At 57.8% G+C, this 19,088-nt stretch carries 24 protein-coding genes; 7 read left to right on the top strand and 17 right to left on the bottom strand.

The window, feature by feature from the left end; all coding sequences use genetic code 11:
* Positions 1–200: 200 nt before the first annotated feature.
* The 3 genes from ACFC20_RS06525 to ACFC20_RS06535 all read right to left on the bottom strand — a co-directional run bounded on the left by ACFC20_RS06525 (position 201) and on the right by ACFC20_RS06535 (position 1,770).
* Entirely contained in the window at positions 201–629 is a 429-nt protein-coding gene (locus ACFC20_RS06525; protein ID WP_375192297.1) for an organic hydroperoxide resistance protein, read from the bottom strand.
* Positions 630–708: 79 nt separating this feature from the next.
* Positions 709–1,218 (bottom strand): MarR family winged helix-turn-helix transcriptional regulator, encoded by a 510-nt coding sequence (locus ACFC20_RS06530; RefSeq protein ID WP_375192298.1) that lies wholly within the window; start codon positions 1,216–1,218, stop codon positions 709–711.
* Between the two features lie 96 nt (positions 1,219–1,314).
* The gene (locus ACFC20_RS06535; RefSeq protein ID WP_375192299.1) at positions 1,315–1,770 is read right to left on the bottom strand and encodes a GatB/YqeY domain-containing protein; all 456 of its coding nucleotides are present in this window, start codon (positions 1,768–1,770) and stop codon (positions 1,315–1,317) included.
* A gap of 188 nt (positions 1,771–1,958) precedes the next feature.
* On the opposite strand from ACFC20_RS06535, the gene ACFC20_RS06540 reads away from it, so the two are divergent.
* The gene (locus ACFC20_RS06540) at positions 1,959–2,627 is read left to right on the top strand and encodes a glutathione S-transferase family protein (RefSeq protein WP_375192300.1); all 669 of its coding nucleotides are present in this window, start codon (positions 1,959–1,961) and stop codon (positions 2,625–2,627) included.
* Between the two features lie 77 nt (positions 2,628–2,704).
* On the opposite strand, the gene ACFC20_RS06545 is transcribed toward ACFC20_RS06540, so the two are convergent.
* Positions 2,705–3,082, bottom strand: a complete 378-nt coding sequence (locus tag ACFC20_RS06545) for a nuclear transport factor 2 family protein (protein ID WP_375192301.1) — start codon at positions 3,080–3,082, stop codon at positions 2,705–2,707.
* A gap of 107 nt (positions 3,083–3,189) precedes the next feature.
* Between ACFC20_RS06545 and ACFC20_RS06550 the strand changes: the two genes are divergently transcribed.
* Positions 3,190–3,393, top strand: coding sequence for a hypothetical protein (locus ACFC20_RS06550; protein ID WP_375192302.1), 204 nt, complete (start codon positions 3,190–3,192; stop codon positions 3,391–3,393).
* Between the two features lie 26 nt (positions 3,394–3,419).
* On the opposite strand, the gene ACFC20_RS06555 is transcribed toward ACFC20_RS06550, so the two are convergent.
* Positions 3,420–3,710, bottom strand: a complete 291-nt coding sequence (locus tag ACFC20_RS06555) for a type VI secretion system PAAR protein (protein ID WP_091987325.1) — start codon at positions 3,708–3,710, stop codon at positions 3,420–3,422.
* A gap of 171 nt (positions 3,711–3,881) precedes the next feature.
* Between ACFC20_RS06555 and ACFC20_RS06560 the strand changes: the two genes are divergently transcribed.
* Complete coding sequence (locus ACFC20_RS06560; protein WP_375192303.1) at positions 3,882–4,085, top strand: DUF3185 family protein; 204 nt, start codon at positions 3,882–3,884, stop codon at positions 4,083–4,085.
* A gap of 69 nt (positions 4,086–4,154) precedes the next feature.
* On the opposite strand, the gene ACFC20_RS06565 is transcribed toward ACFC20_RS06560, so the two are convergent.
* The 5 genes from ACFC20_RS06565 to ACFC20_RS06585 form a co-directional block, all read right to left on the bottom strand.
* Positions 4,155–6,044 carry a DUF3857 domain-containing protein gene (locus ACFC20_RS06565; RefSeq protein ID WP_375192304.1) on the bottom strand — a complete coding sequence of 630 codons (1,890 nt, stop codon included), beginning with the start codon at positions 6,042–6,044 and terminating at the stop codon, positions 4,155–4,157.
* Entirely contained in the window at positions 6,041–7,117 is a 1,077-nt protein-coding gene (locus tag ACFC20_RS06570) for a hypothetical protein (protein ID WP_375192305.1), read from the bottom strand. The genes ACFC20_RS06565 and ACFC20_RS06570 overlap by 4 nt, the downstream gene beginning before the upstream one ends.
* Positions 7,118–7,259: 142 nt before the next feature.
* Positions 7,260–8,207, bottom strand: a complete 948-nt coding sequence (locus ACFC20_RS06575; RefSeq protein ID WP_375192306.1) for a DUF4124 domain-containing protein — start codon at positions 8,205–8,207, stop codon at positions 7,260–7,262.
* A gap of 202 nt (positions 8,208–8,409) precedes the next feature.
* On the bottom strand, positions 8,410–9,135 hold the full coding sequence (locus ACFC20_RS06580; RefSeq protein WP_375192307.1) for a NirD/YgiW/YdeI family stress tolerance protein: 726 nt from the start codon (positions 9,133–9,135) through the stop codon (positions 8,410–8,412).
* Between the two features lie 225 nt (positions 9,136–9,360).
* Positions 9,361–10,350 (bottom strand): aldo/keto reductase, encoded by a 990-nt coding sequence (locus ACFC20_RS06585; RefSeq protein ID WP_375192308.1) that lies wholly within the window; start codon positions 10,348–10,350, stop codon positions 9,361–9,363.
* A 242-nt stretch (positions 10,351–10,592) separates the two neighbouring features.
* On the opposite strand from ACFC20_RS06585, the gene ACFC20_RS06590 reads away from it, so the two are divergent.
* Positions 10,593–11,429, top strand: coding sequence for a substrate-binding periplasmic protein (locus ACFC20_RS06590; RefSeq protein ID WP_375192309.1), 837 nt, complete (start codon positions 10,593–10,595; stop codon positions 11,427–11,429).
* Here ACFC20_RS06590 and ACFC20_RS06595 read toward each other — a convergent pair.
* The 3 genes from ACFC20_RS06595 to ACFC20_RS06605 form a co-directional block, all read right to left on the bottom strand.
* Positions 11,423–11,902 (bottom strand): peptidylprolyl isomerase, encoded by a 480-nt coding sequence (locus ACFC20_RS06595; protein ID WP_375192310.1) that lies wholly within the window; start codon positions 11,900–11,902, stop codon positions 11,423–11,425. The two genes, ACFC20_RS06590 and ACFC20_RS06595, sit on opposite strands and share 7 nt — an antisense overlap.
* A gap of 51 nt (positions 11,903–11,953) precedes the next feature.
* The gene (locus ACFC20_RS06600; protein WP_375192311.1) at positions 11,954–13,753 is read right to left on the bottom strand and encodes a DEAD/DEAH box helicase family protein; all 1,800 of its coding nucleotides are present in this window, start codon (positions 13,751–13,753) and stop codon (positions 11,954–11,956) included.
* 149 nt (positions 13,754–13,902) lie between these two features.
* Positions 13,903–14,217, bottom strand: coding sequence for a hypothetical protein (locus ACFC20_RS06605; protein WP_375192312.1), 315 nt, complete (start codon positions 14,215–14,217; stop codon positions 13,903–13,905).
* A gap of 210 nt (positions 14,218–14,427) precedes the next feature.
* Between ACFC20_RS06605 and ltaE the strand changes: the two genes are divergently transcribed.
* Both ltaE and ACFC20_RS06615 read left to right on the top strand, forming a co-directional pair.
* Positions 14,428–15,438, top strand: a complete 1,011-nt coding sequence (ltaE, locus tag ACFC20_RS06610; RefSeq protein ID WP_375192313.1) for a low-specificity L-threonine aldolase — start codon at positions 14,428–14,430, stop codon at positions 15,436–15,438.
* Positions 15,439–15,447: 9 nt separating this feature from the next.
* On the top strand, positions 15,448–15,993 hold the full coding sequence (locus tag ACFC20_RS06615; protein WP_375192314.1) for a nucleoside 2-deoxyribosyltransferase: 546 nt from the start codon (positions 15,448–15,450) through the stop codon (positions 15,991–15,993).
* A 5-nt stretch (positions 15,994–15,998) separates the two neighbouring features.
* On the opposite strand, the gene ACFC20_RS06620 is transcribed toward ACFC20_RS06615, so the two are convergent.
* The 4 genes from ACFC20_RS06620 to ACFC20_RS06635 all read right to left on the bottom strand — a co-directional run bounded on the left by ACFC20_RS06620 (position 15,999) and on the right by ACFC20_RS06635 (position 18,229).
* Positions 15,999–16,379, bottom strand: a complete 381-nt coding sequence (locus ACFC20_RS06620) for a ribbon-helix-helix domain-containing protein (RefSeq protein ID WP_375192315.1) — start codon at positions 16,377–16,379, stop codon at positions 15,999–16,001.
* A 63-nt stretch (positions 16,380–16,442) separates the two neighbouring features.
* Positions 16,443–17,009 (bottom strand): DJ-1/PfpI family protein, encoded by a 567-nt coding sequence (locus ACFC20_RS06625; protein WP_375192316.1) that lies wholly within the window; start codon positions 17,007–17,009, stop codon positions 16,443–16,445.
* 77 nt (positions 17,010–17,086) lie between these two features.
* Positions 17,087–17,647: a GAF domain-containing protein gene (locus ACFC20_RS06630; RefSeq protein WP_375192317.1), complete on the bottom strand. Its 561-nt coding sequence runs from the start codon at positions 17,645–17,647 to the stop codon at positions 17,087–17,089.
* A gap of 126 nt (positions 17,648–17,773) precedes the next feature.
* On the bottom strand, positions 17,774–18,229 hold the full coding sequence (locus ACFC20_RS06635; protein ID WP_375192318.1) for a CopD family protein: 456 nt from the start codon (positions 18,227–18,229) through the stop codon (positions 17,774–17,776).
* Positions 18,230–18,464: 235 nt separating this feature from the next.
* On the opposite strand from ACFC20_RS06635, the gene ACFC20_RS06640 reads away from it, so the two are divergent.
* Positions 18,465–19,016 carry a hypothetical protein gene (locus ACFC20_RS06640; protein ID WP_375192319.1) on the top strand — a complete coding sequence of 184 codons (552 nt, stop codon included), beginning with the start codon at positions 18,465–18,467 and terminating at the stop codon, positions 19,014–19,016.
* Positions 19,017–19,088 lie beyond the last annotated feature (72 nt).

The following is a 19,088-nucleotide window of genomic DNA, read 5'->3' on the forward strand; positions in this document are numbered from 1 at the left end:
TGTGTTTGGGATAACTCGACAACAAGCAACGGAAGCGACGCTCGAAATGTTCCGCCTGAGCGTGAATGAGGCCCGAAAGGACAATTTAGGGGGAGGGGGTTAGGAACTTACGAGGACGACCCTGGAGGGAAAGGGGACGAGAAGCTTCGGCGTGGCAAGAAACCCGTGCCCGGTCTACGGCACCGGACACGGGCATCTCATCAGGCAACCCGCTTGAGGGTTACATCGATGTTGCCACGGGTCGCGTTGGAGTATGGGCACACCTTGTGAGCTTCGTCGATCAGCTTCTTGGCCTCGGCGTCGTCCATACCTGGCAGGCTGATGCGCAGCTCTACTTCAATACCAAAACCGGCCGGAATCTGGCCGATACCCACAACGCCTTCGATGGACGCATCTTCCGGCATATCCAGCTTGTCGCGACCGGCGACAAACTTCATGGCACCGATGAAGCACGCGGAGTAGCCGGCGGCGAATAACTGCTCGGGGTTGGTGCCCTTGCCGCCAGCGCCACCGAGTTCTTTCGGGGTGGTCAGCTCAACGTCGAGGATACCGTCTGAGGAAATGGCACGGCCATCCCGACCGCCGGTTGCTTCTGCGGATGCGCGATACAGCACTTGTTCAATAGACATAACACATTCCTCTCTTGCTTACTTGCTCAGGCCTTCGTGGCCCGGCGTGGGTTTGCTTGCTTCTCTGGAGAACGCCCGCTCAGGCGCTCTCCTCCAGTTGATTGCCCAGCTTGCTGTGCAGGCGGTTGCGGAGCGCAAGGAGCTGGTTCTTGAGATCCTCCAGTTCCGCCAGTGAGCAGCCCGATGCGGACGCTACCTGTTCCGGAATCTGGCCCGCCTCTGCTCTCACGGCACGGCCCTCTTCGGTCAGGCGAACGATCACCTGTCGCTCATCCTCGGGAGAGCGCTGGCGAATCAGCAATCCGCGCGCCTCCAGCCGCTTGATCAGTGGCGTCAGGGTGCCGTAGTCCAGATAGAGCCGTTCCTTCAAGCCGGACACCCGGATCCCGTCACGCTCCCAAAGCACCAGCATGACCAGATATTGGGGATAGGTCAGGTCAAGCTTCGACAACAGCGGCTTGTAAAGCTTGGTCATTGCCAGAGACGCGGAGTACAGCGCAAAACACATCTGCCGATCGAGTGTCAGCAGGTCGTCGGCCGGCGCCGCAAACTGCCTGGGTTTCAGATCTCGGGTTTCAGAATCCGCCATATAACTCGCTCACGATTACCTTGTGCACGATTTAAATTAGCGCAGCACATTGGGATATGCAACCCCGGCGGACTCATCCACCGGGACAACTCACCCTCACCCGGCGAGAGCGGAACGCACCTTCTTGCTCAGATGGCCCATATCAACGCGCCCGAGTACCTGGGGTTTCAACTCGTTCATGACCTTCCCCATATCCTGCATGCCCTGGGCGTCGGTGGCACTGATAGCCAGCCGAATCAGGCCATCCAGATCATCCTCGCTGAGCGCGGCCGGCATGAATTCCTCGATGATCACCATTTCCGCACGTTCCTTGTCACCCAGCTCCTCGCGGCCGGCCGCATCGTACTGGCTGGCCGCATCGCGACGCTGCTTGAGCATCTTGTCCAGCACCTTCAGAACGTCCTCGTCATCCAGCTCCCGGCGCTCGTCGATCTCGATCTGTTTGACCGCAGACTGTGCCATCCGCAGGGTTACGAGGCGCGTCTTGTCCTTGTTCCGCATCGCTTCCTTTACTGCATTGTTCAGGGTTTCCTTAAGGGGCGGTGCCGTCATGGTCATCCTCCTGTTCATGGGCTTGCATGAGGTTTATGGGGGCAAAAGTGGAAGAATGCAAAGGGGCTTCCTTTTACCGAAGAGCCTGGCCTGTACAATGCGGGCTTTCCTGCGGCCCGGAGTGAACCAAAAGCCGTTTTTCGGACTACCTTCCACACCACCCGAACCAAATGCACAGGGAGTTGCCCATGATTACTGTCCACCACCTGAACAATTCACGCTCGCAGCGTATCCTCTGGATGCTCGAAGAGTTGGGCGTACCCTATGAAATCCAGCGCTACGAGCGCGACCCCAAAACCATGCTGGCACCGGCAAGCCTGAAGAAGGTCCACCCGCTCGGCAAATCCCCGGTGATCACCGATGGTGATCTGGTGGTGGCGGAATCCGGCGCCATCATTGAGTACCTGGCGCACACCTACGGCAAGGACACCATGCTGCCCGAGGCCGGTGGCCAGGCATGGCTGGACTACACTTACTGGCTGCACTACGCCGAAGGCTCACTGATGCCACCCCTGGTGATGCGACTGGTGTTCGAGAAGGTCAAGACCAGCCCCATGCCATTCTTTGTCAAGCCAGTTGCCAAGGGCATTTCCGACAAGACCAACGAGATCTTCATCGGGCCGATGATCAAGACCCACCTGGATTTCGTGGAGAACCACCTGGCCAACAACACCTGGTTCCTGGGGGACAACCTCAGTGCAGCGGACATCCAGATGAGTTTTCCGCTGGAGGCCTCCGTGGCCCGGGGCATCGTTGGCAAGGGACGCCCTCACATCACCGACTGGGTGCAGAGGATCCACGCCAGACCGGCCTACAAGAGGGCGCTTGAGAAAGGTGGGGATTACGACTTCGCCTGAAGCAAAGCCAAACAAATAGCCAGTGCGTGGGCTGGAGACAGCTCCGGGCACTGGCAGCATTGCATCTGAGGGATGAGTCAGTTCGCCGGTGGCAGACTCCCACCCAGCATGTTCTCGACAACCGCCGCGTTGTAGAAAGTTTCCATCACCTGAATCCTGCCGTCCCGGACCCGGAACCAGATAGCCAGACGAACATCCCCGATGGGCTCGAAATAAGTGCGGTAATCCAGGATCGCAAACACATGCTCGCCATCGGCACTGAGCTGGCGCAGAACCAGGTCCTTCTGGATGGCGAACATGCCGAACTGGTACCCCAGCATGTCCTCCCGGCTCAGGAAGCGCATGTTCGGGCCAACATACTCAAAACCCTCATCCGCGAGCAGGTCCTTGGCTTCATCCAGACGCTGCGCACGGATATTCTCGATAAACTGAGCCACAATGTCCTTGGGCGTCATTGGCATTCTCCCTGATCAGGAGCGGGTGCTCTCGCACGCCAGCCGCTCCTTGCTTGCGGGGTGTTACGACCGAACCATACGATCCATGCTAGCCGAGGAGGTCACCCATGGAAACTGCCAACATTATCCTGGCGCTGATTTTCGGGTGCATCGGCCTGGCCTATTTCATGTACGGTCGGCGCCAGAAGCACATGGTGGCTCGTTACTGTGGCATTGGCATGGCCCTCTATCCCTACCTGGCCAGCAGTCCCTGGGAAATGCTGGCCGTCGGGTTGGTACTGATGCTGGTGCCGCGCTTTGTGGAAGTTTGACGGCCAATTGGAAACCCGGCCAATGATCAGTCGCCAATAACCACGCTGCCGCTGCCAATCGTGACGCCACCGCAGGAGATGGCCCCGCCGGTCACTGCTGCTGGAATACCATTGATCAGCACCGTGCCGGAGCCTGCGGCAATGCTGCGTGGATGGGGCGGGTGCTTGGGTTTGGAGTGCGGGGCGAGAGGATCGCCAACACGGGCAACGGGCTTGCCATCAATCAGAACATCGGGTGAACCGGCTATCACCGGGGTAGGCGGAAAGCCCTCGTGATCGGACCCCAGATCACCCAACAGCACAACGCTCTTACTCATTGTCCTACTCCTTCATTCCTTGAAGAATCGTTCCTCTGGACGGGCGTCTCCCGTCCGCGTTTTGCAGGCCCATGTTAAACAAACCGCCTGTCATTTACGAGGTGAATCGCCGATACTGTCCTCCGAACCTCAATCAGGAAGCTTCCTCAAACGCACAGAAAGGAGAGTTACATGGCAGGTCCGAAATTGGTCGGAATCGTGTTGTTGGTCGTCGGAATCGGATTGCTCTATTTCGGCTACCAGTCAACGCAGTCGATCGGGAATCAGTTGACCGAAACCGTCACCGGCCGATTTACCGATGAAACCATGTGGTATCTGATTGGTGGCGCTGCCGCAGCCGCAGCAGGGGCTTTTCTGACGTTTTTCCGGAAATAGCCACAACGAAGCCTGAGCGAATCAGACTTCCGGGAAATGAATCCTGTGCGAAGTCTGGTCGCCGCCGTCCTAGAGCGCTTTCCCGGCAAACCTGATTTTCGATTCCCGAACCATAAGATCCAGAAACCCATTGAACTGCCCGATGTCGGTTTTTCGGACCCTTTGCCTGGGAATCTTCAGTTCTGTCACCAGTTGCAGCCGATCGTCCTTCAGGCGTTCAACTCGTCGGGTCATGCTACCGAACGCATGGGAAAACTCTAATTCGGGTGTAAGCGCCGTCAGTGACCAGGCCGGCCCGACATCAAAGCGATGCGTCGTTGTGACATGGAGCCCCGGAAACTGCTCATCACGACCCGCGTCCTCCAGGTACAGACTGTAGATTTCCTGGGTCAGCCAGGCGCTGTACTCAAAATAAGAGAGAGGTTCACCAGGAGATAACAGCTGACCATATTGGGCCGAGGAGCTGATCGTCATTTCCGGCCCAAGAGTATCGGCACCTTCGAACTCGAAGACCGGCTCAACCAGATCAGAGACTTGCCCCTGATAGTCCTCCACTGCCCACGCGAGACGCTCGCTGTCGTCCATGCGAGATAAGAAGTTCCGCATGGTGCCAGCGTATTCTCCAATGTAGGTGCGTTTCTGCCGTTCTTCGGCACCGCCTTCAGGATTGAAATCCATCGAGCTCTCAACCGCAATCTTCCAACGGAACACTGCGGGTTCGATTACGGTCGGGCGGGCCCCGGGACTAAGGTCGAGCGCCACTTTGCCCTGGATCCACGCCGGCGTGTGTTGCCAGTCTGTATTGGCGTCAGTGGCGTCCAGACAACGACGACTGCCATTCCAGTCGAAGCACACAACCATATGGTCAAAATAGCCCATGCTAGGCACCAACAGGCGATCAGGGTCACTTCTCTCCGTGGCGACCAGAACCGGAGAGGCGTCGAGGCCCAAACGCTGCAGCAGGTGGTAAAGCACGGCCGACTTGTCCTTGCAGTCTCCGTAACGCGACAGAATCGTTGACGCCACCGAATGCGGTGTCACTTTATGGCCGAGTTCTGACATTGACACGTAGCGGATATCCCGCGCCACAAAAGCATGTATTTGAGCGATCTTCTCCGACTCGGCGAGTGCCTCGATTCCCAGTTCCTCAAGAAGTGCCTCACTGCCACGAGTATCACGCAATGCTTGGTTGAATGCTGAGCGAGATTTCTCGACGATCTGATCCCAACCCCGCTTTTCGGCCACAACAACCTGATTGGCTACATCCGGCCAGCTCGGTTGCCCTTTGGGCCTCAGAGCAGGGATATCTTCGCCGGAGCACACAAGGCTGTTTTCCTCTTTTACACAATCTATCCCGTTATCTTCACCGGCCCACTGAATGGACTCATCCTCCGGCCATTCCACCGACAGCTTCCATGATCCGATGGGCACGATATTCTCCGAATAGAGCATCTCAGCCCAATCCATTTCCAGCAGCGCGCGCTTGGTCACAACCGTGTATTCCAGCATTGCCACGCTGCCGGCGCCAAGACCCGGCAGTGCAATCACAGCCTGTCGTGTATCACTGAACGTGTTGCCGATATCCACATCGGTTATCTTCAGGGTGTTGGGATCAAACCTGTGCAGACGCCCCCGTTCGTCAACCGAAGCCGCCGTGTGAACCGTTAGCCGATCGGTCTGCTCATCAAAGTAGATTCGATCCATGCCACTGCTCTGTACATCCTGACTGGATGGGTAAAACCAGACGTCCCGCACATGGCGACGCACCGTATTCTTGTCAATCTGGATGTCGGTTTCCTGCACCAGACGCGTCAGCTGATCAGGCAAGTCATCACTGGCCCTGAGTTTGGCCGCAATCTCCAGGAGGTCGGCGTGATCCGGGGAACTCCATCTCACGGAAGTCTCTGCCATGGCACCGATAGCGGTCAGCAGGAATGGAATCAACAGCAAATGCCTCATAAGGCCTCAAACTCCCTGGTCATTCGAAGCAGCTCGGCCTCTCTCCTCTGGAAGGATAAACGGGGTGTGTTCATCTGGATGATAAGTTCGTACAGGCCCTCCGGACTCTCTACGACAGCGCTGGTCACCATTGCGGGCATATTCATCTGGCTGCCTGTGCACACAACCTGAGACGTGACAGCGAGACGGCTGCTCTGCAATCGTCGGGACTCCTCGCAGATTGCTCCCCACAAGCTCTCGCCAAACACCTTCGCCCGATCGAAGGTCAGCTCGTCGAGCTGGAGATTTGGATAGTGGTAAACGATTGCATACAGGTCTTCGATCGGCCCCCGCAGTTCCAACAGGGCTTCGTCTACAGCATAGGTTCCTGGCTCTACCTTCACCCAACCGTTCGAGGGCACTGGAAAGCGAAATCTTTCCTCGGGATCAACATAGGTCTTATGGGCCGGCAATTCACTGAGATCATAGACACCCAGAGAGCCCAGGCTGAGGTAAGGCACAAACAGGAATGTGAAAGCCACCGCAGGAACTGCAACGCACCACTCCCACCAACCAAGGCCGTACTTCCGTTCACGAAAATTGACGCCCGTGAGTCTGCGTTTTACCGCATTGAACCGCGCCTCCAGAGCCGTAAACAAAGCGGCCCATAAGAGCAGCGCCGGAACCACAGTCCACAACGGGGTGGCGATTCGTTCCTGCACCATAAAAAAGGCTGTCACGAGAATAACCCCGGCCATCCAGACATAGCGACCGGGGCCCCAGACAGGGACACCGTGCTCCCGCTCAAGCTGCCGTAGATGTCCCGCCAACCGAGGAAGTGCAAATAACTGTGCAAGCAGGAAATGTGGTACGAAGAACCATAACCAGGGCTTGACGTCTGCCCGGGCCAAGGCGCGGATTTCCCTCAAACGACCGACCAGCCAGAAAGCCGTATAAATCCCGAATGTGCAGGCATGAAGGATAAAGTCCCACCACAACCTTCGGGGGGCTTTAACTGACTCAGTCCGGTTTGAACTCTGATGAGAATTGGGGGAGATAATATCGACGTCCTGGTGTCCTTGGCCCTCAACCACAGCCTTACTGCTCCTGATCTGAATTTGCTGTATCTTGACTGTATCAAATCGCGACGGGCCTGAAAGACTTTTTATACCTATTCAGGGGAAAGGATCACAAAAAGGCGCTCCTAACTCCTTCTTCCTGATTTTTACAGCCACGCTACAAACGAACAATCCCCTCGCCCTGATCATGCAGCCAGCGCCGCCAGTCCAGGCCCAGCATCGTGACACCGCCCAGGTAATTGTCGTCCACCAGGTAATAAGACAGGGTTCGATCACCCCGGTTGAAGTTGTGCATCAGTCGCACCACGAAATTGCGACGGGTGGGTTTGGAGAGCAGGAAATACACAAACTGGCCTGACTGGGCACGCAGGCTGCTGCGCCCTGAAAAATCGGCGTGGCGCCACTGCTCGCTTGGCAACTTCAGGAACTCGTCGATTTCCGTTAACACACCAAGATCCCTGGCCTTCGCTACCACCCAGCGGTTCTCTTCGTGGCGCTCAAAATACAGCCCCGAAGCATCACGCTCTATGGTTTCCATCTGCTCGGCCAATCCCTCATTGAGCCATGAGGGTGCGTACGGGACGAGGGAATCGATTATCGCATGGCTTACCTCGTGCTTGATCGTACGGAAGGTGCGGCTTCGGTCCTCGTGCACATAGACGACGATCTGGTGTTCAGAGGGTATGTACAGGCCATAGGAAGCCACTGCCATGCCCTGGTTCCTGCTGATAAGGTAGTTCCGGTAGGCCCTGCTGTCCTTCAGGATCAGGATGTTGACGGGTACCGTCCGGATCATGTCGAAGGACAGTACCCGATCAAAAAACTCGTAGACGTTGTTGACGCCGCCCTCGATCTGGCCCAGCTCCTCGTCGCTCAGCTCCACATCGACGGTTCTGATATCAATTTCGAAACGCGACCAGTCGGATGCCACTGGCGTTACGCGCACTTCCTCCTGCTCAACGCGATGGTCCTGCCGGTCGCTGAAATGAACCTGACCGTTCTCGTCCACCCACTTGTAGATCTTGGCGGAACCGGGCCCGGCAAGGACCATGAGCAGTCCAAAACCAACGGCCGTGTACACGAACTTCCCTGACCCACTGATCACTGCACGCTCCTGCTATCGTTTTTTTGATTACGCTACCAGGCCTGCAGTCAAACCTGAAAGGCTCCAGTCTCTGCATCATAGTCTGGATGCGGACGTTCTTCTTCACTGGTCTTTGGGCGGGTCAGCGTAGAGTGATGAGAACAGAAGGTATACGGAAATGGAGGATTGAGGCCAGTTCTCACTGGCCTCAGGCCCATCCTTTTTAAAGGACCGGTTTGGGCAGTGTGACCGGCGCGCCGGGGTCGATGGGCGAATCGCCGCCGATGCGGTCTTCACCCAAGGGAGAGGTGGCGCGGATGATGATGGAATCGGCCACGATCTTGCGAAGCTCGAACAGGCTGCTGCGAGCCTTGCCGGTCACGGTGACATAGTCACCGGTCTTGAGAGTCAGGTTTCTCAGCCCGGGCCGATCCAGCGGATCAAACTCGAGCGTGGAGGTATCAACGGTCAGCTCACGTTCGCCGGTATCGATTGTGAATACCGGGCCATCAATGCTCTCAACGTGGCCACTGATTGAGAACTCCCCGGTTTTGATCGGATCGTGGGGCGACAGGTCCACACTCGTCATGGCCTCTTCATCACCCGAGCTGCCATAAAACTCAATGCCGAGGTTTTCAACATAGACGCTTTTGGCCTCGATTTTTGCGCTGTCGTAGGTGTCGTTGTCAACGCGCCCACGTACTTTCACCTTATCGCCTTGCCGGAGGTCCGGTGGGTACTGGGTTGGGCTCCAGTTGTCGAGCTCAACGCGAACAGTGCCACCACCATAATCCAGCACGAAGCTGTCCGGCGCTTCGGCCTCTGCAACCTCACCGCTGAGCGTAATCCAGGAACCGTCCGGCGCCTGGGCTGCTGCGTTAGCAGCCATCGCCGGCATCGAGAAAACCATCATCAAGGCAAAGGAACTTGCGAGAATGCGTGTAATCATCGCGGATTCTCCTTGTCGTTTCCCGGTGACTTGGGACGTTTGTAAAAAACGCCTACAGACATACCTGTTGATGATTCCCCGTAATTCAACGCCTCGGTCGCCAGTACTTTCGGTTTGGCCTTTCATAACAAATCAGGACATGCCTACTAAAAAGCCCCTGCCCGAACTCACCCGCGGGCGAGCCGGAGCAGGGGCCAGAGTTGCTGGCAAACGGCAGTCGGTGCTTTACCGGGTCGGCGGCGCCATGAATTCGGGACCCACCGGGTCTTTGATACACCGGGCCAGAATGTCATCAATGGCCGCCATCGCCTCTTGATCCAGCGACCAGCCTTCGATCTCACTCACCGGGTCGAGCTGTTCCGGCTTTCTCGCGCCCCAGAGCGCCGTGGTCACGCCGGGCTGATCCACCAGCCAGCGCAGGGCCAGCGCCAGAACGTTCTTCTGGTAACGTTCCCTGGCAAAGGTATCCAGCTCGGCTACGGCCTTCAGATATTGCTGGTAGCGATCGCCCTTGAACTTGGGATCGTGCTTGCGCAGGTCGTCTCCGGTGAACTGGGTGTCTTCGCGCATCTTGCCGGTCAGCAAACCGCGGCAGAGGCCGCCGTAGGTGATGGTGGCAATGCCATGCTCGCGGCAGTAGGGCAGGATGTCCTGCTCGATCTCACGCTCGAAGAGGTTATAGGGTGGCTGCAGGCTGTGCAGCGGAACAGTCTTCTGCAACTCGTCCATCTGCTCGGGCGTGAAATTGCTTACGCCAATGGCACGGATCTTCCCCGCCTTGTACAGCTTCTCAAGGGCCCGGGCAGTCTCTTCCATGGGCGTCTTGGAATCCGGCCAGTGCACCTGGTAGATGTCGATATGGTCGGTCTGGAGGCGTTTCAGGGAGTCTTCCACCTCGCGCTCAATGCGGGCCGCAGTGGCGTCCCTCCAGACCTTTTTGTGCTCGTCATCCCAGTTCAGTGCCACTTTGGTGGCCAGAACCACCTGATCGCGAAGACCGCCGGCCAGGGCCTTGCCTACGATTTCCTCGGAACGACCGAAACCGTAGACCGGCGCGGTGTCGATCAGGCCGATGCCCTTGTCGATGGCGCGATGAATTGTATCGATGGACTGGGCTTCGTCGGTTCCGCCCCACATCCAGCCGCCAATGGCCCAGGTGCCGAGGCCTACCGGGGTTACCTGAATGTCGGTGGTGGCAAATGATCGCTTTTCCATGGTACCTCTCGTCGTTCTGAAAACCGCCCGAATGGGTGCGGAGTGATGAGTGGTTTACCTCACTGACATGCGAGGGCAATTGCCCGATTTCAACCCCGTTGGGCAGAAGAGTGGCCGCCTTGTTCAGAAGCCCGGGCTTTCGTTTTGTTACAGAAATACTTTGTCAGGCCGGATATTCTTGAACCACTATAGCCCAGACCGGTTTGAGAGTTGGCCGGATGCCCCGGATACAGGATAGGTGAATGCTCTGGATTGACCGTTTTGGTGGAATGTTTCTGGCTGGCGTGCTGTTCCTCAATCTATTCTCCAGCGCTCCGGCGCGAGGTGAATCGATCACCGTGCTCACCGAGCACTCGCCTCCCGGGGAATATCTTGATGACCAGGGCCGCGTGACCGGACCAACCGCTGAACTCGTGCGGGAATTGCTGCAACGGGTTGGGCACTCCGGGAAGATCTCCCTGGTTCCCTGGGCGCGAGGTTACATGACGGCTCGCCGGGGGCCCAAAGTCGCATTATTTGAAACCACTCGCACGGAACTGCGGGAACATCAATTCAAATGGGTAGGCCCCATCAAACGCATCGCAGGTGGCCTTTTTGTCCGCAGCGAGGATGATGTTTCCATCACAAACCTTGAGGAAGCTCGCAACCTGGATGCCATATGCGTATACCGCGGCAGCTCCGGCGCCCAGGCCCTCAGCGCGATGGGTTTCACCAATCTGGAACAACCGACTCACTCCGCCCAGTGTCTCGATATGCTCATGCATGGCCGGGTAGATGCCTGGATGACCAGCGACATCGCCCGCGGACCACTGTTTGCCGAAACGCCCTATTCCGAGAACGAAGTAAGACTGGCCTACGCTACCTCCACGAAATACCTCTACATCGCGCTGTCACTGGACGTTCCGGATTCAACGGTCGCTCTCTGGCAGAACACCCTGGACCAGATGAAACTGGATGGCACGCTTGCCAGGTACTACCGTGGCACCTACCCCGATGACATGATCGAAGCGTTGAGTCAGCCGGAGTATCCCGATGTTCAGTGGGCCGGGCCAACCGGTAACGCAACTTACCCTCAGTGATGCCCGCCCGGCCCGTGGGCGTGGCCGTGTGCGAGCTCTTCGGCATCCGCCGCGCGCACTTCAATGATCTCGAGATCGAAGGTGAGCGTTCGGCCAGCCATCGGATGGTTGGTGTCGACATCGGCAAACTTGTGGCCAACCTTGGCAACCACTACGTGGCGGCGGCCCTGTTCGGTTTGCACCTGGGCGATCATGCCCGGCTTCCAGCGCCGGGCGCCCGTCAGGTGCTTGATGGGCACGCGCTGAATCGCGTTCTCCTTGCGCGGACCGTAGGCCTTTTCCGGGGTGACGGTCACGCTGAAGGTGTCGCCCACCTCGCGGCCCTCGAGGGCTTCTTCAAGCCCTTTGATAATGCCTCCGTGGCCATGCAAATAGGCGTTGGGGTGACCGCCGTGGGAGTCTTCAACAACGTTGCCCTGTTCATCGCGAACGCTGTAGTGGAACAGGACGACCTGGTTCTTTTCGATGGGCATAGAATTACCTGCTGAGATTTGAATTCCCGCCATTATATCTGGCGCCGGTCCTTACATCTCGTTTGCTTTCCGATACGGCCCCTGGTAATCAAAGATTCGTTCCTGCACCTGCCAGTAGTGTCTGTGCTTTCGGGCAATCACGAAATCCGGCGCCGGCAACCCGGCCTGAACCGCCAGCACGTCCTCTACCGTGTTGAAGGTTCTCGGGGCCTGGCTGTTGGCAAACCGGCGACCGAAAAGCCGATTGAACACCGCCCGCTGCCCGGCCTTGCCCAGATCAAACCACTCGCTGAGCTCTTCGCCATCCTCACCGTGATAGATCAGGTTCAACCTGCGGCCTTCGGCAACTACCGACACGCCTCCACAGCGGATCACCATGGCGTCCTTGAGCTTCAGGGCATCCCTCAGCTGGTCGTCCGGATCCAGGATGGCTTGCTGGCAGTGGCCGCAGTTACGGGCGGCAATATCGTTTTCGCCGCCACAGTGCGGGCACTCCTTGAAGCGGAACCGAAAGTCGCACTGCTTTGGGCGACTGCCCTGCCCGCCACTTTCGGCACTTTCGCTACTCTCCGCCGGCTCCAGCAAGCCCTGGCATCGGCGCCCGTAATGCTCAATCACCTGGCCGTCGCCGTCAGTTTTGCCCCAGAAGATGTTGGCAAACCCACAGTCCGGGCAGAACACTTGCACCGGCTCGCTGTCGGGGTTGGGTTTCGGCTCGCCTACCTCTGGATGGTGCAGGTTCATGTGGTTGCCGGCGTAATCAATCACCAGACAATCGCGTTTGCCCTCGCTCAGCCTCAGCCCTCGCCCGACAATCTGCTGGTACAGACTGACCGACTGCGTGGGTCTCAGAATAGCAATGAAGTCCACATGGGGTGCATCGAAGCCCGTGGTGAGCACGGACACATTCACCAGGAATTTCAGCTGCCGCTGCTTGAAGCGCTGGATCAGCGCATCCCGGTCCTTGAGATCGGTGGTGCCGGTGATCAGGGCGGTTTCCGATTCCGGCAGGTACCCGGTGATCTCCCGGGCGTGCTCCACCGTGGCCGCGAAAATCATCACGCCCTCGCGCTCGGCCGCCAGCTCCCTTACCTGCTCGATGATGGCGCGAGTCACCCGTTTGTGTTTGCTGAGCAACTGGTTCACGTCCTTCTCGGTGTATTCACCAAAGCGGTCCGGGACGAGCGTGGAGAAGTCGTACTGGGCGACCGCCGCGTTGACCAGCTCAGGCTTGGTGAGATACCCGCGGTTGATCATGTAGCTCAGTGGCAGTTCGTAAATGCAGTGCTGGAAGGGCTTGGTCTGCTCTTCGGTGCCGCGAACAAAACCCCGGTAGTGGTAGCGATAGATCCAGCCCATGGCGAGGCGATAGGGCGTGGCGGTCAGCCCAAGCACCTTGAGGGACTCGTTCTGCTGGCGCAGCAATTCTATGATCCGGTGGTACTGGCTGGTGTCCTCACCGCTCACCCGGTGGCACTCATCGATGATCACCAGGGAATACTCATCCCGGAATTCATCCAGGTTGGCCGAGACCGACTGAACGCCGGCGAAGGTCACTTGATGGTAGCTTTCCTTGCGTTTGAGCCCGGCGGAGAAAATGCCGCCTCGAAGGCCGTAGCTCTCGTATTTGGCGTGGTTCTGCTCCACCAGCTCCTTCACGTGGGTGAGCACCAGAATCTTGCGACGGGCGAGGCGGGCCAGCTCGGCAATCACCAGGCTCTTTCCGGCGCCGGTGGGCAATACGATCACCGCCGATTCATCAGAGTGGCGGAAATGGTTCAGCGTGGCGTCAACGGCTTCCTGTTGGTAAGGGCGCAGTTGGTAAGGGCGCAGTTGAAAAGTGGCATTCATCCGGGAAGCTCAGGAGCGCTCTTGATAAAAATGTTGCGACGAGGATAAGCCCCGTTACGCTCAAAGCCAACTCCCTCAAACCGTCTGCGGAGGAAAGCGGGCGCCGCAGATTTGAACCGAGGCGGGGCGATGCCCTGCCCCGCCGGCCATCACATGGAATCGTTCTTCCCGCCGGACATGCCGTCTTTCTTCATGGCGCCTTCGTCCATCATGTCCTTTTCCATGCCCTCCTTCTTCATTTCATCGTCCATCATCGCGTCAGATTTCATGTCGTCATGCATGGAGCCGGCCGTTTTGCTGTCTTTGTGCATGTCGTCATTTTTCATATCTTCCTGCATCATTGTCTTATCGGCCCCCATCTTGTCCGAACCCATGTTGTCCGAGCTCATGTCCTGAGCCTGGGCCGATGCCATCAGGAGCAGGCTGGTGGCAAGGGCGGTCAGTGTGGCTGTCAGAGTTTTCATTGTGCATTCTCCTTATGGGAAACAGTCTCTGTTCAACGCCGCGCAGCCCGCATTCGGGGGCCGGTGGTGTCAGAATGCAGAGTAGCCGGGTGGTCTCACAGAACGGTCACAAGCCGGTAAAGAGTCAATCAAGGAAAAATCACAAGAAAGTGAATCCGCCCGGGTTTCCCGATAAGCTGGAACCCGATGTTCTTCGGGATTGTGAGAGAAATGATCGATTTTCGCAGCGACACGGTCACCCGTCCCACCCTTGAAATGCGCGAGGCCATGGCCAGCGCCGAGGTGGGAGACGACGTCTACGGGGATGACCCCACGATAAATAGCCTGCAGGCGTACGCGGCCGAACGGCTGGGATTCGAATCCGCACTGTTTACTGCCACCGGCACCCAGGCCAACCTGCTGGCGATCATGAGCCACTGTGGCCGCGGCGATGAATACCTTTGTGGCCAGTCGGCACACAACTACCGATACGAAGGCGGCGGCGCCGCTGTGCTTGGCAGCGTTCAACCGCAGCCTATCGAGAACGAGCCGGACGGCAGCATCAGCCTGGTGAAAGCCAAAGCCGCCATCAAGCCCGATGATTTCCATTTTGCGCCCACCCGGATGGTTTCCCTGGAAAACACCATCGGAGGGAAGGTGTTGTCCCTGGACTACCAGCGCCAGGCCCGCGCCTTTTGCAACGAGAACGGACTGCTGCTGCACCTCGATGGCGCCCGGGTGTTCAATGCCGCTGTGAAATCCAACTGCGACGTTACCGAGATCACCCGATACTATGATTCGGTCAGTGTTTGCCTATCGAAAGGCTTGGGCGCGCCGGTCGGGTCTCTGCTACTTGGTTCCAAAGCGTTTATCGAGCGGGCAACGCGGCTGCGGAAAATGCTGGGTGGCGGCATGCGACAGGCAGGCATACTGGCCGCTGCCGGGCGAATCGCCCTGGAAAAAGGCCCACAGCGGCTGGCTGAAGATCACGAGAACGCCGAACACCTCAGCGCCGGTCTGGCCGACATTCCTCAGCTGGAGATCAACCCCGCCAGTACCCAGACCAACATCGTCTATACTCGCTGCCGGTTGGAAAAAGCCCCGGCCCTGCGCGATTACCTCAAAGACGAGGGCATCCTGATTACCGCCGGAGATCCTATTCGGTTTGTGACGCACCGGGATGTAAACCGGCAGGATGTCGACCGGTTGCTGGAGGCTATCCGGCGGTTTTATCAGCTCTGAGAGGGCGCTATGGCAAAACCAGAACGGATCTATCTTGCGGGCCCGGAGGTCTTCTTCCCGCCGGATGAACATAAGGCGATCGTGGCCGAGAAGAAGCGCCTGCTGCAAGAATATGGCCTGGAAGGCGTAGACCCTTTGGACACCGAACTGGCGTTCTCAGACAACGAAGCGAAATTCAGACGCGGCCACCGCATTTACCGGGCCAACCGCGATCTGATGGACAGCTGTGACGCCATCATCGCCAACCTTACCCCGTTCCGGGGCATCAGCGCAGACCCGGGCACGGTTTTTGAAGTTGGCTACATCATCGGCCAAGGCAAGCGTGCTTTCGGGTTTACGCTGGACAGCAGGTATTACAGGGAACGGGCAGGCAACACCCCTGAGGACAGTTTGGGCCACGCCATTGAAGACTTCGAAATGCGCGATAACCTGATGATTGAAGGCGGCATCTACAGCTCCGGTGGTCAGCTGTTCGTGGCTGATCAACCGGGCGAGCACCGGTTTTTCTCGGCGGAGCTATTCCGCCGGTGTGTGAAGGCGCTTGCCGGGGCTTGAGGCAGCTAGTGCTTCGCTTTGCTCACCACGTTTGCCACAGGCGCCTTTTCCGATTTGCCAGCCAGAATGCGATCCGCATCCAAAGAAGCAATCGGCACGCGGGTATCCCTGGGCACATCGCCACTCAGTTGCAGCTCCAGATAGCGTAGTGCGCAGACCCTCAGGAACGAGGTGAAGTTGCCAAGATCGTGCCCGGCATCGATCGACTCGTGGTACAGCCGGGTGATCATCTGTGGCAGATTCATGCCGTCACGCTCGGCGAGTTCGGCGAGCACCTGCCAGAAGGCGTTCTCCATGCGGACACTGGTGACCATGCCATCAATACGCAGGGAGTGGGTGCGACTGACCCAGAGCTCCGGATCGGCGTTGATAAAGAGCTTGCACATAGCGGCCTCCCCGCGGGTTATCAGGGCGCTGAGGGGCCAACAGATAGGCCCCCGCTGGTGTTACTAATCCAGTAACTTGAAGAACTGCGCCAGCCAGGCCGGATGGGCGGGCCACGCGGGCGCTGTTACCAGATTAGCATCGGTGACCGCCTGATCAACTTCAATACTGGCGAAGGTGCCGCCGGCCAGTTCCACCTCCGGCTGGCAGGCCGGATAGGCAGAACACTTGCGACCCTCCAGCACACCGGCTGCTGCCAGCAACTGGGCGCCATGGCAGATGGCCGCCACCGGCTTGTTGGTCTCGAAGAAATGGCGAACCAGCTTTTGCACATCCTTGTTGAGGCGCAGGTATTCCGGCGCTCGACCGCCAGGCACCACCAGGGCATCGTACCTGGCCGGGTCCAGGCCCTCGAAATCCGCGTTCAGGGCAAAGCGATGGCCAGGTTTTTCGGTGTAGGTCTGGTCGCCCTCGAAATCGTGAATGGCCGTGGCCACCGTATCGCCCGCTTTCTTGTCCGGGCACACGGCATGCACCGTATGGCCCACCGCCTGCAGGGCCTGGAATGGCACCATGGTTTCGTAGTCTTCGGTGAAATCACCGGTGATCATCAGAATCTTCTTCCCGCTCATGGCTGTCCCCTTGTGTTTGTTTTGCCGGGTCAGGAAACAGTAGCAGTGGTCGGAGATGGGCGGGTATTAAGGGGTTACTACAGATTCGGGCGCGCCAGCATCCGAGCCTGCAAATCCCTTTTCAAAGCCAGCAAATCCGCGTCATGGGCGATTTCGTTCTCAATGAGATCGGCGAATCGACGAAGCAGGGAACGGTGTTCCTCGTCAAAATACCTCGGGTGGTAATCCAGAACGCAGAGGGTGCCCAGAGGGTAGCCGGAAGGCCCCCGCACGACAGCACCCGCGTAAAAACGAACCTTCGGATCTTCGGTGACCAGCGGATTCTTTGCAAAGCGCGGGTCATCCAGAGCGTTGGGGACCACCATCAAGGAGTTCTCGAGAATGGCATGGCCGCAGAAGGAAATGTCCCGGGAACACTGGTTCAGATTCCAGCCGAGTCTGGATTTGAACCATTGCCGATCGCGGTCCACGAGCGTAATCAATACGATGGGGAATCCGAACACATCGGCCACCAGGCTTGTGTACCGGTCGAACCGTAACTCCGAGGCCGTATCCAGAAGCTCGAGGTCATGCAATTCCTCGAGGCGTTTGTCTTCATCTTTCGGTATATCCGGGGCGATGTATCCATTTCCAGTCATGGCTGCCCGCCTTCAAAACCATCTGATGATTCCAGTATATAAAATCAGGCGAACCCTGCCAGTCTGACAATCGGAATCTCGCCCTGCTTAACGAAGGTGCTAAGTTCGATGGAAAGTCACTTTAGCCTAGAGATACTTCCCCCCGGCACCGATTACGACCACGATCAGCCCGAGAATCAGATTGGTGCCCACCAGCTTGCGAATCTTCCCCACCTGGCGCCCGCCTTCCTGCGGATCCTGATTGGCAACCGCCTGCTTCAGGCGGCGGAACGGGGCAAAATACACGTGAAAGAACAGCAGCATCATCACAATGCCCAGGCCCTGCATCGCGTGAATATGCCAGCCCGCGCCGGCCATACCGCCGAATACGCTGAACACCATCCAGTAACCGGTTACCAGCAACAGAATAACGGCGGCCCACACCCACCGGAAAAACCGGGACAGGGTGGCACACCAGAGCGAACCCCGCTGGGAAGCAACAATCACCTCAACCACCGCCGGGCGCATGGCCATGTACGCGAAAAACATTCCGCCAACCCAGACCACGGCGGATAGTACGTGCAGTGCGACAGCTAGACTCATAGAACACCTCCCGGAAAAGAAACGTGCGATCAGCATAGGCATCACTCGCAGCAAACGGAATGTCTGGAAAAGCATGCTGATGTGAGCGACGGCGTGATTTGACGAAATTTTACCTCATCCACCCTCTAGTCCATAGCATGCTCATAAACGCTCAGCTAACATTGCGCGCTGCCTCCGGCATTGGCTCGGAGGTAGTAATACTTCATAAAATCATAAAAGTAAGAGGGAACCTACTGTGCGAAACGCAAGGATTCTCGCGGCACTTGCCGTATTGCTATATCTCACCGGCTGCGCCTCCGGCGCCAAAATGGGCAACATGGTGTACGAGGGGCCAGTGAAGGCCTACGACACAGCGCTGCAGAGCAATGTCGACGTTACCAACGTATCGGGTGGCGAGAAAACAAATCCCGCCTGGACCTCCGAGATCGACAACGACGCTTTTGCAGGCGCCCTCAAACAAACCCTGCAGAAGCAGGGGCTGCTCTCCGGCTCTGGCCGCTATCAGCTCGAAGCACTCCTGCTGGAGGTTGACCAACCCATGTTCGGGCTGGACTTCGAAGTAACCACTCGCGTCCGGTACATCTTGACCGACCGCGAAAACAATGACGCAGTCATTCTCAATGAGACGATTGCCGCCCCCTATACCGCCACTATCAGTGATGCCTTTGCGGCCATCAAGCGTCTTAGGCTGGCCAACGAAGGGTCCGGCAAAGCCAATATCGAGGGCCTGGTCGAGAAACTGTCAGAACTAAACATTGAGCCCGGCGAAATCTCCCTCGCGCAGTAAAGCATCGGGACTCCGACCTAACCCGGATCTTTCATAAACACTCCAAATAGCCCTCCAATCCCGCAATCAGAA

The sequence above is a fragment of the Marinobacter sp. genome, from assembly GCF_041984545.1.
Classification (GTDB): domain Bacteria; phylum Pseudomonadota; class Gammaproteobacteria; order Pseudomonadales; family Oleiphilaceae; genus Marinobacter.

What these genes read in the sequence shown, in the direction of transcription:
- ACFC20_RS06525 (WP_375192297.1), bottom strand. Translation starts at nt 629, where the DNA reads ATGTCTATTGAACAAGTGCTGTATCGCGCATCCGCAGAAGCAACCGGC.
- ACFC20_RS06530 (WP_375192298.1), bottom strand. Translation starts at nt 1,218, where the DNA reads ATGGCGGATTCTGAAACCCGAGATCTGAAACCCAGGCAGTTTGCGGCG.
- ACFC20_RS06535 (WP_375192299.1), bottom strand. Translation starts at nt 1,770, where the DNA reads ATGACGGCACCGCCCCTTAAGGAAACCCTGAACAATGCAGTAAAGGAA.
- ACFC20_RS06540 (WP_375192300.1), top strand. Translation starts at nt 1,959, where the DNA reads ATGATTACTGTCCACCACCTGAACAATTCACGCTCGCAGCGTATCCTC.
- ACFC20_RS06545 (WP_375192301.1), bottom strand. Translation starts at nt 3,082, where the DNA reads ATGACGCCCAAGGACATTGTGGCTCAGTTTATCGAGAATATCCGTGCG.
- ACFC20_RS06550 (WP_375192302.1), top strand. Translation starts at nt 3,190, where the DNA reads ATGGAAACTGCCAACATTATCCTGGCGCTGATTTTCGGGTGCATCGGC.
- ACFC20_RS06555 (WP_091987325.1), bottom strand. Translation starts at nt 3,710, where the DNA reads ATGAGTAAGAGCGTTGTGCTGTTGGGTGATCTGGGGTCCGATCACGAG.
- ACFC20_RS06560 (WP_375192303.1), top strand. Translation starts at nt 3,882, where the DNA reads ATGGCAGGTCCGAAATTGGTCGGAATCGTGTTGTTGGTCGTCGGAATC.
- ACFC20_RS06565 (WP_375192304.1), bottom strand. Translation starts at nt 6,044, where the DNA reads ATGAGGCATTTGCTGTTGATTCCATTCCTGCTGACCGCTATCGGTGCC.
- ACFC20_RS06580 (WP_375192307.1), bottom strand. Translation starts at nt 9,135, where the DNA reads ATGATTACACGCATTCTCGCAAGTTCCTTTGCCTTGATGATGGTTTTC.
- ACFC20_RS06585 (WP_375192308.1), bottom strand. Translation starts at nt 10,350, where the DNA reads ATGGAAAAGCGATCATTTGCCACCACCGACATTCAGGTAACCCCGGTA.
- ACFC20_RS06590 (WP_375192309.1), top strand. Translation starts at nt 10,593, where the DNA reads ATGCTCTGGATTGACCGTTTTGGTGGAATGTTTCTGGCTGGCGTGCTG.
- ACFC20_RS06595 (WP_375192310.1), bottom strand. Translation starts at nt 11,902, where the DNA reads ATGCCCATCGAAAAGAACCAGGTCGTCCTGTTCCACTACAGCGTTCGC.
- ACFC20_RS06600 (WP_375192311.1), bottom strand. Translation starts at nt 13,753, where the DNA reads ATGAATGCCACTTTTCAACTGCGCCCTTACCAACTGCGCCCTTACCAA.
- ACFC20_RS06605 (WP_375192312.1), bottom strand. Translation starts at nt 14,217, where the DNA reads ATGAAAACTCTGACAGCCACACTGACCGCCCTTGCCACCAGCCTGCTC.
- ltaE (WP_375192313.1), top strand. Translation starts at nt 14,428, where the DNA reads ATGATCGATTTTCGCAGCGACACGGTCACCCGTCCCACCCTTGAAATG.
- ACFC20_RS06615 (WP_375192314.1), top strand. Translation starts at nt 15,448, where the DNA reads ATGGCAAAACCAGAACGGATCTATCTTGCGGGCCCGGAGGTCTTCTTC.
- ACFC20_RS06620 (WP_375192315.1), bottom strand. Translation starts at nt 16,379, where the DNA reads ATGTGCAAGCTCTTTATCAACGCCGATCCGGAGCTCTGGGTCAGTCGC.
- ACFC20_RS06625 (WP_375192316.1), bottom strand. Translation starts at nt 17,009, where the DNA reads ATGAGCGGGAAGAAGATTCTGATGATCACCGGTGATTTCACCGAAGAC.
- ACFC20_RS06630 (WP_375192317.1), bottom strand. Translation starts at nt 17,647, where the DNA reads ATGACTGGAAATGGATACATCGCCCCGGATATACCGAAAGATGAAGAC.
- ACFC20_RS06635 (WP_375192318.1), bottom strand. Translation starts at nt 18,229, where the DNA reads ATGAGTCTAGCTGTCGCACTGCACGTACTATCCGCCGTGGTCTGGGTT.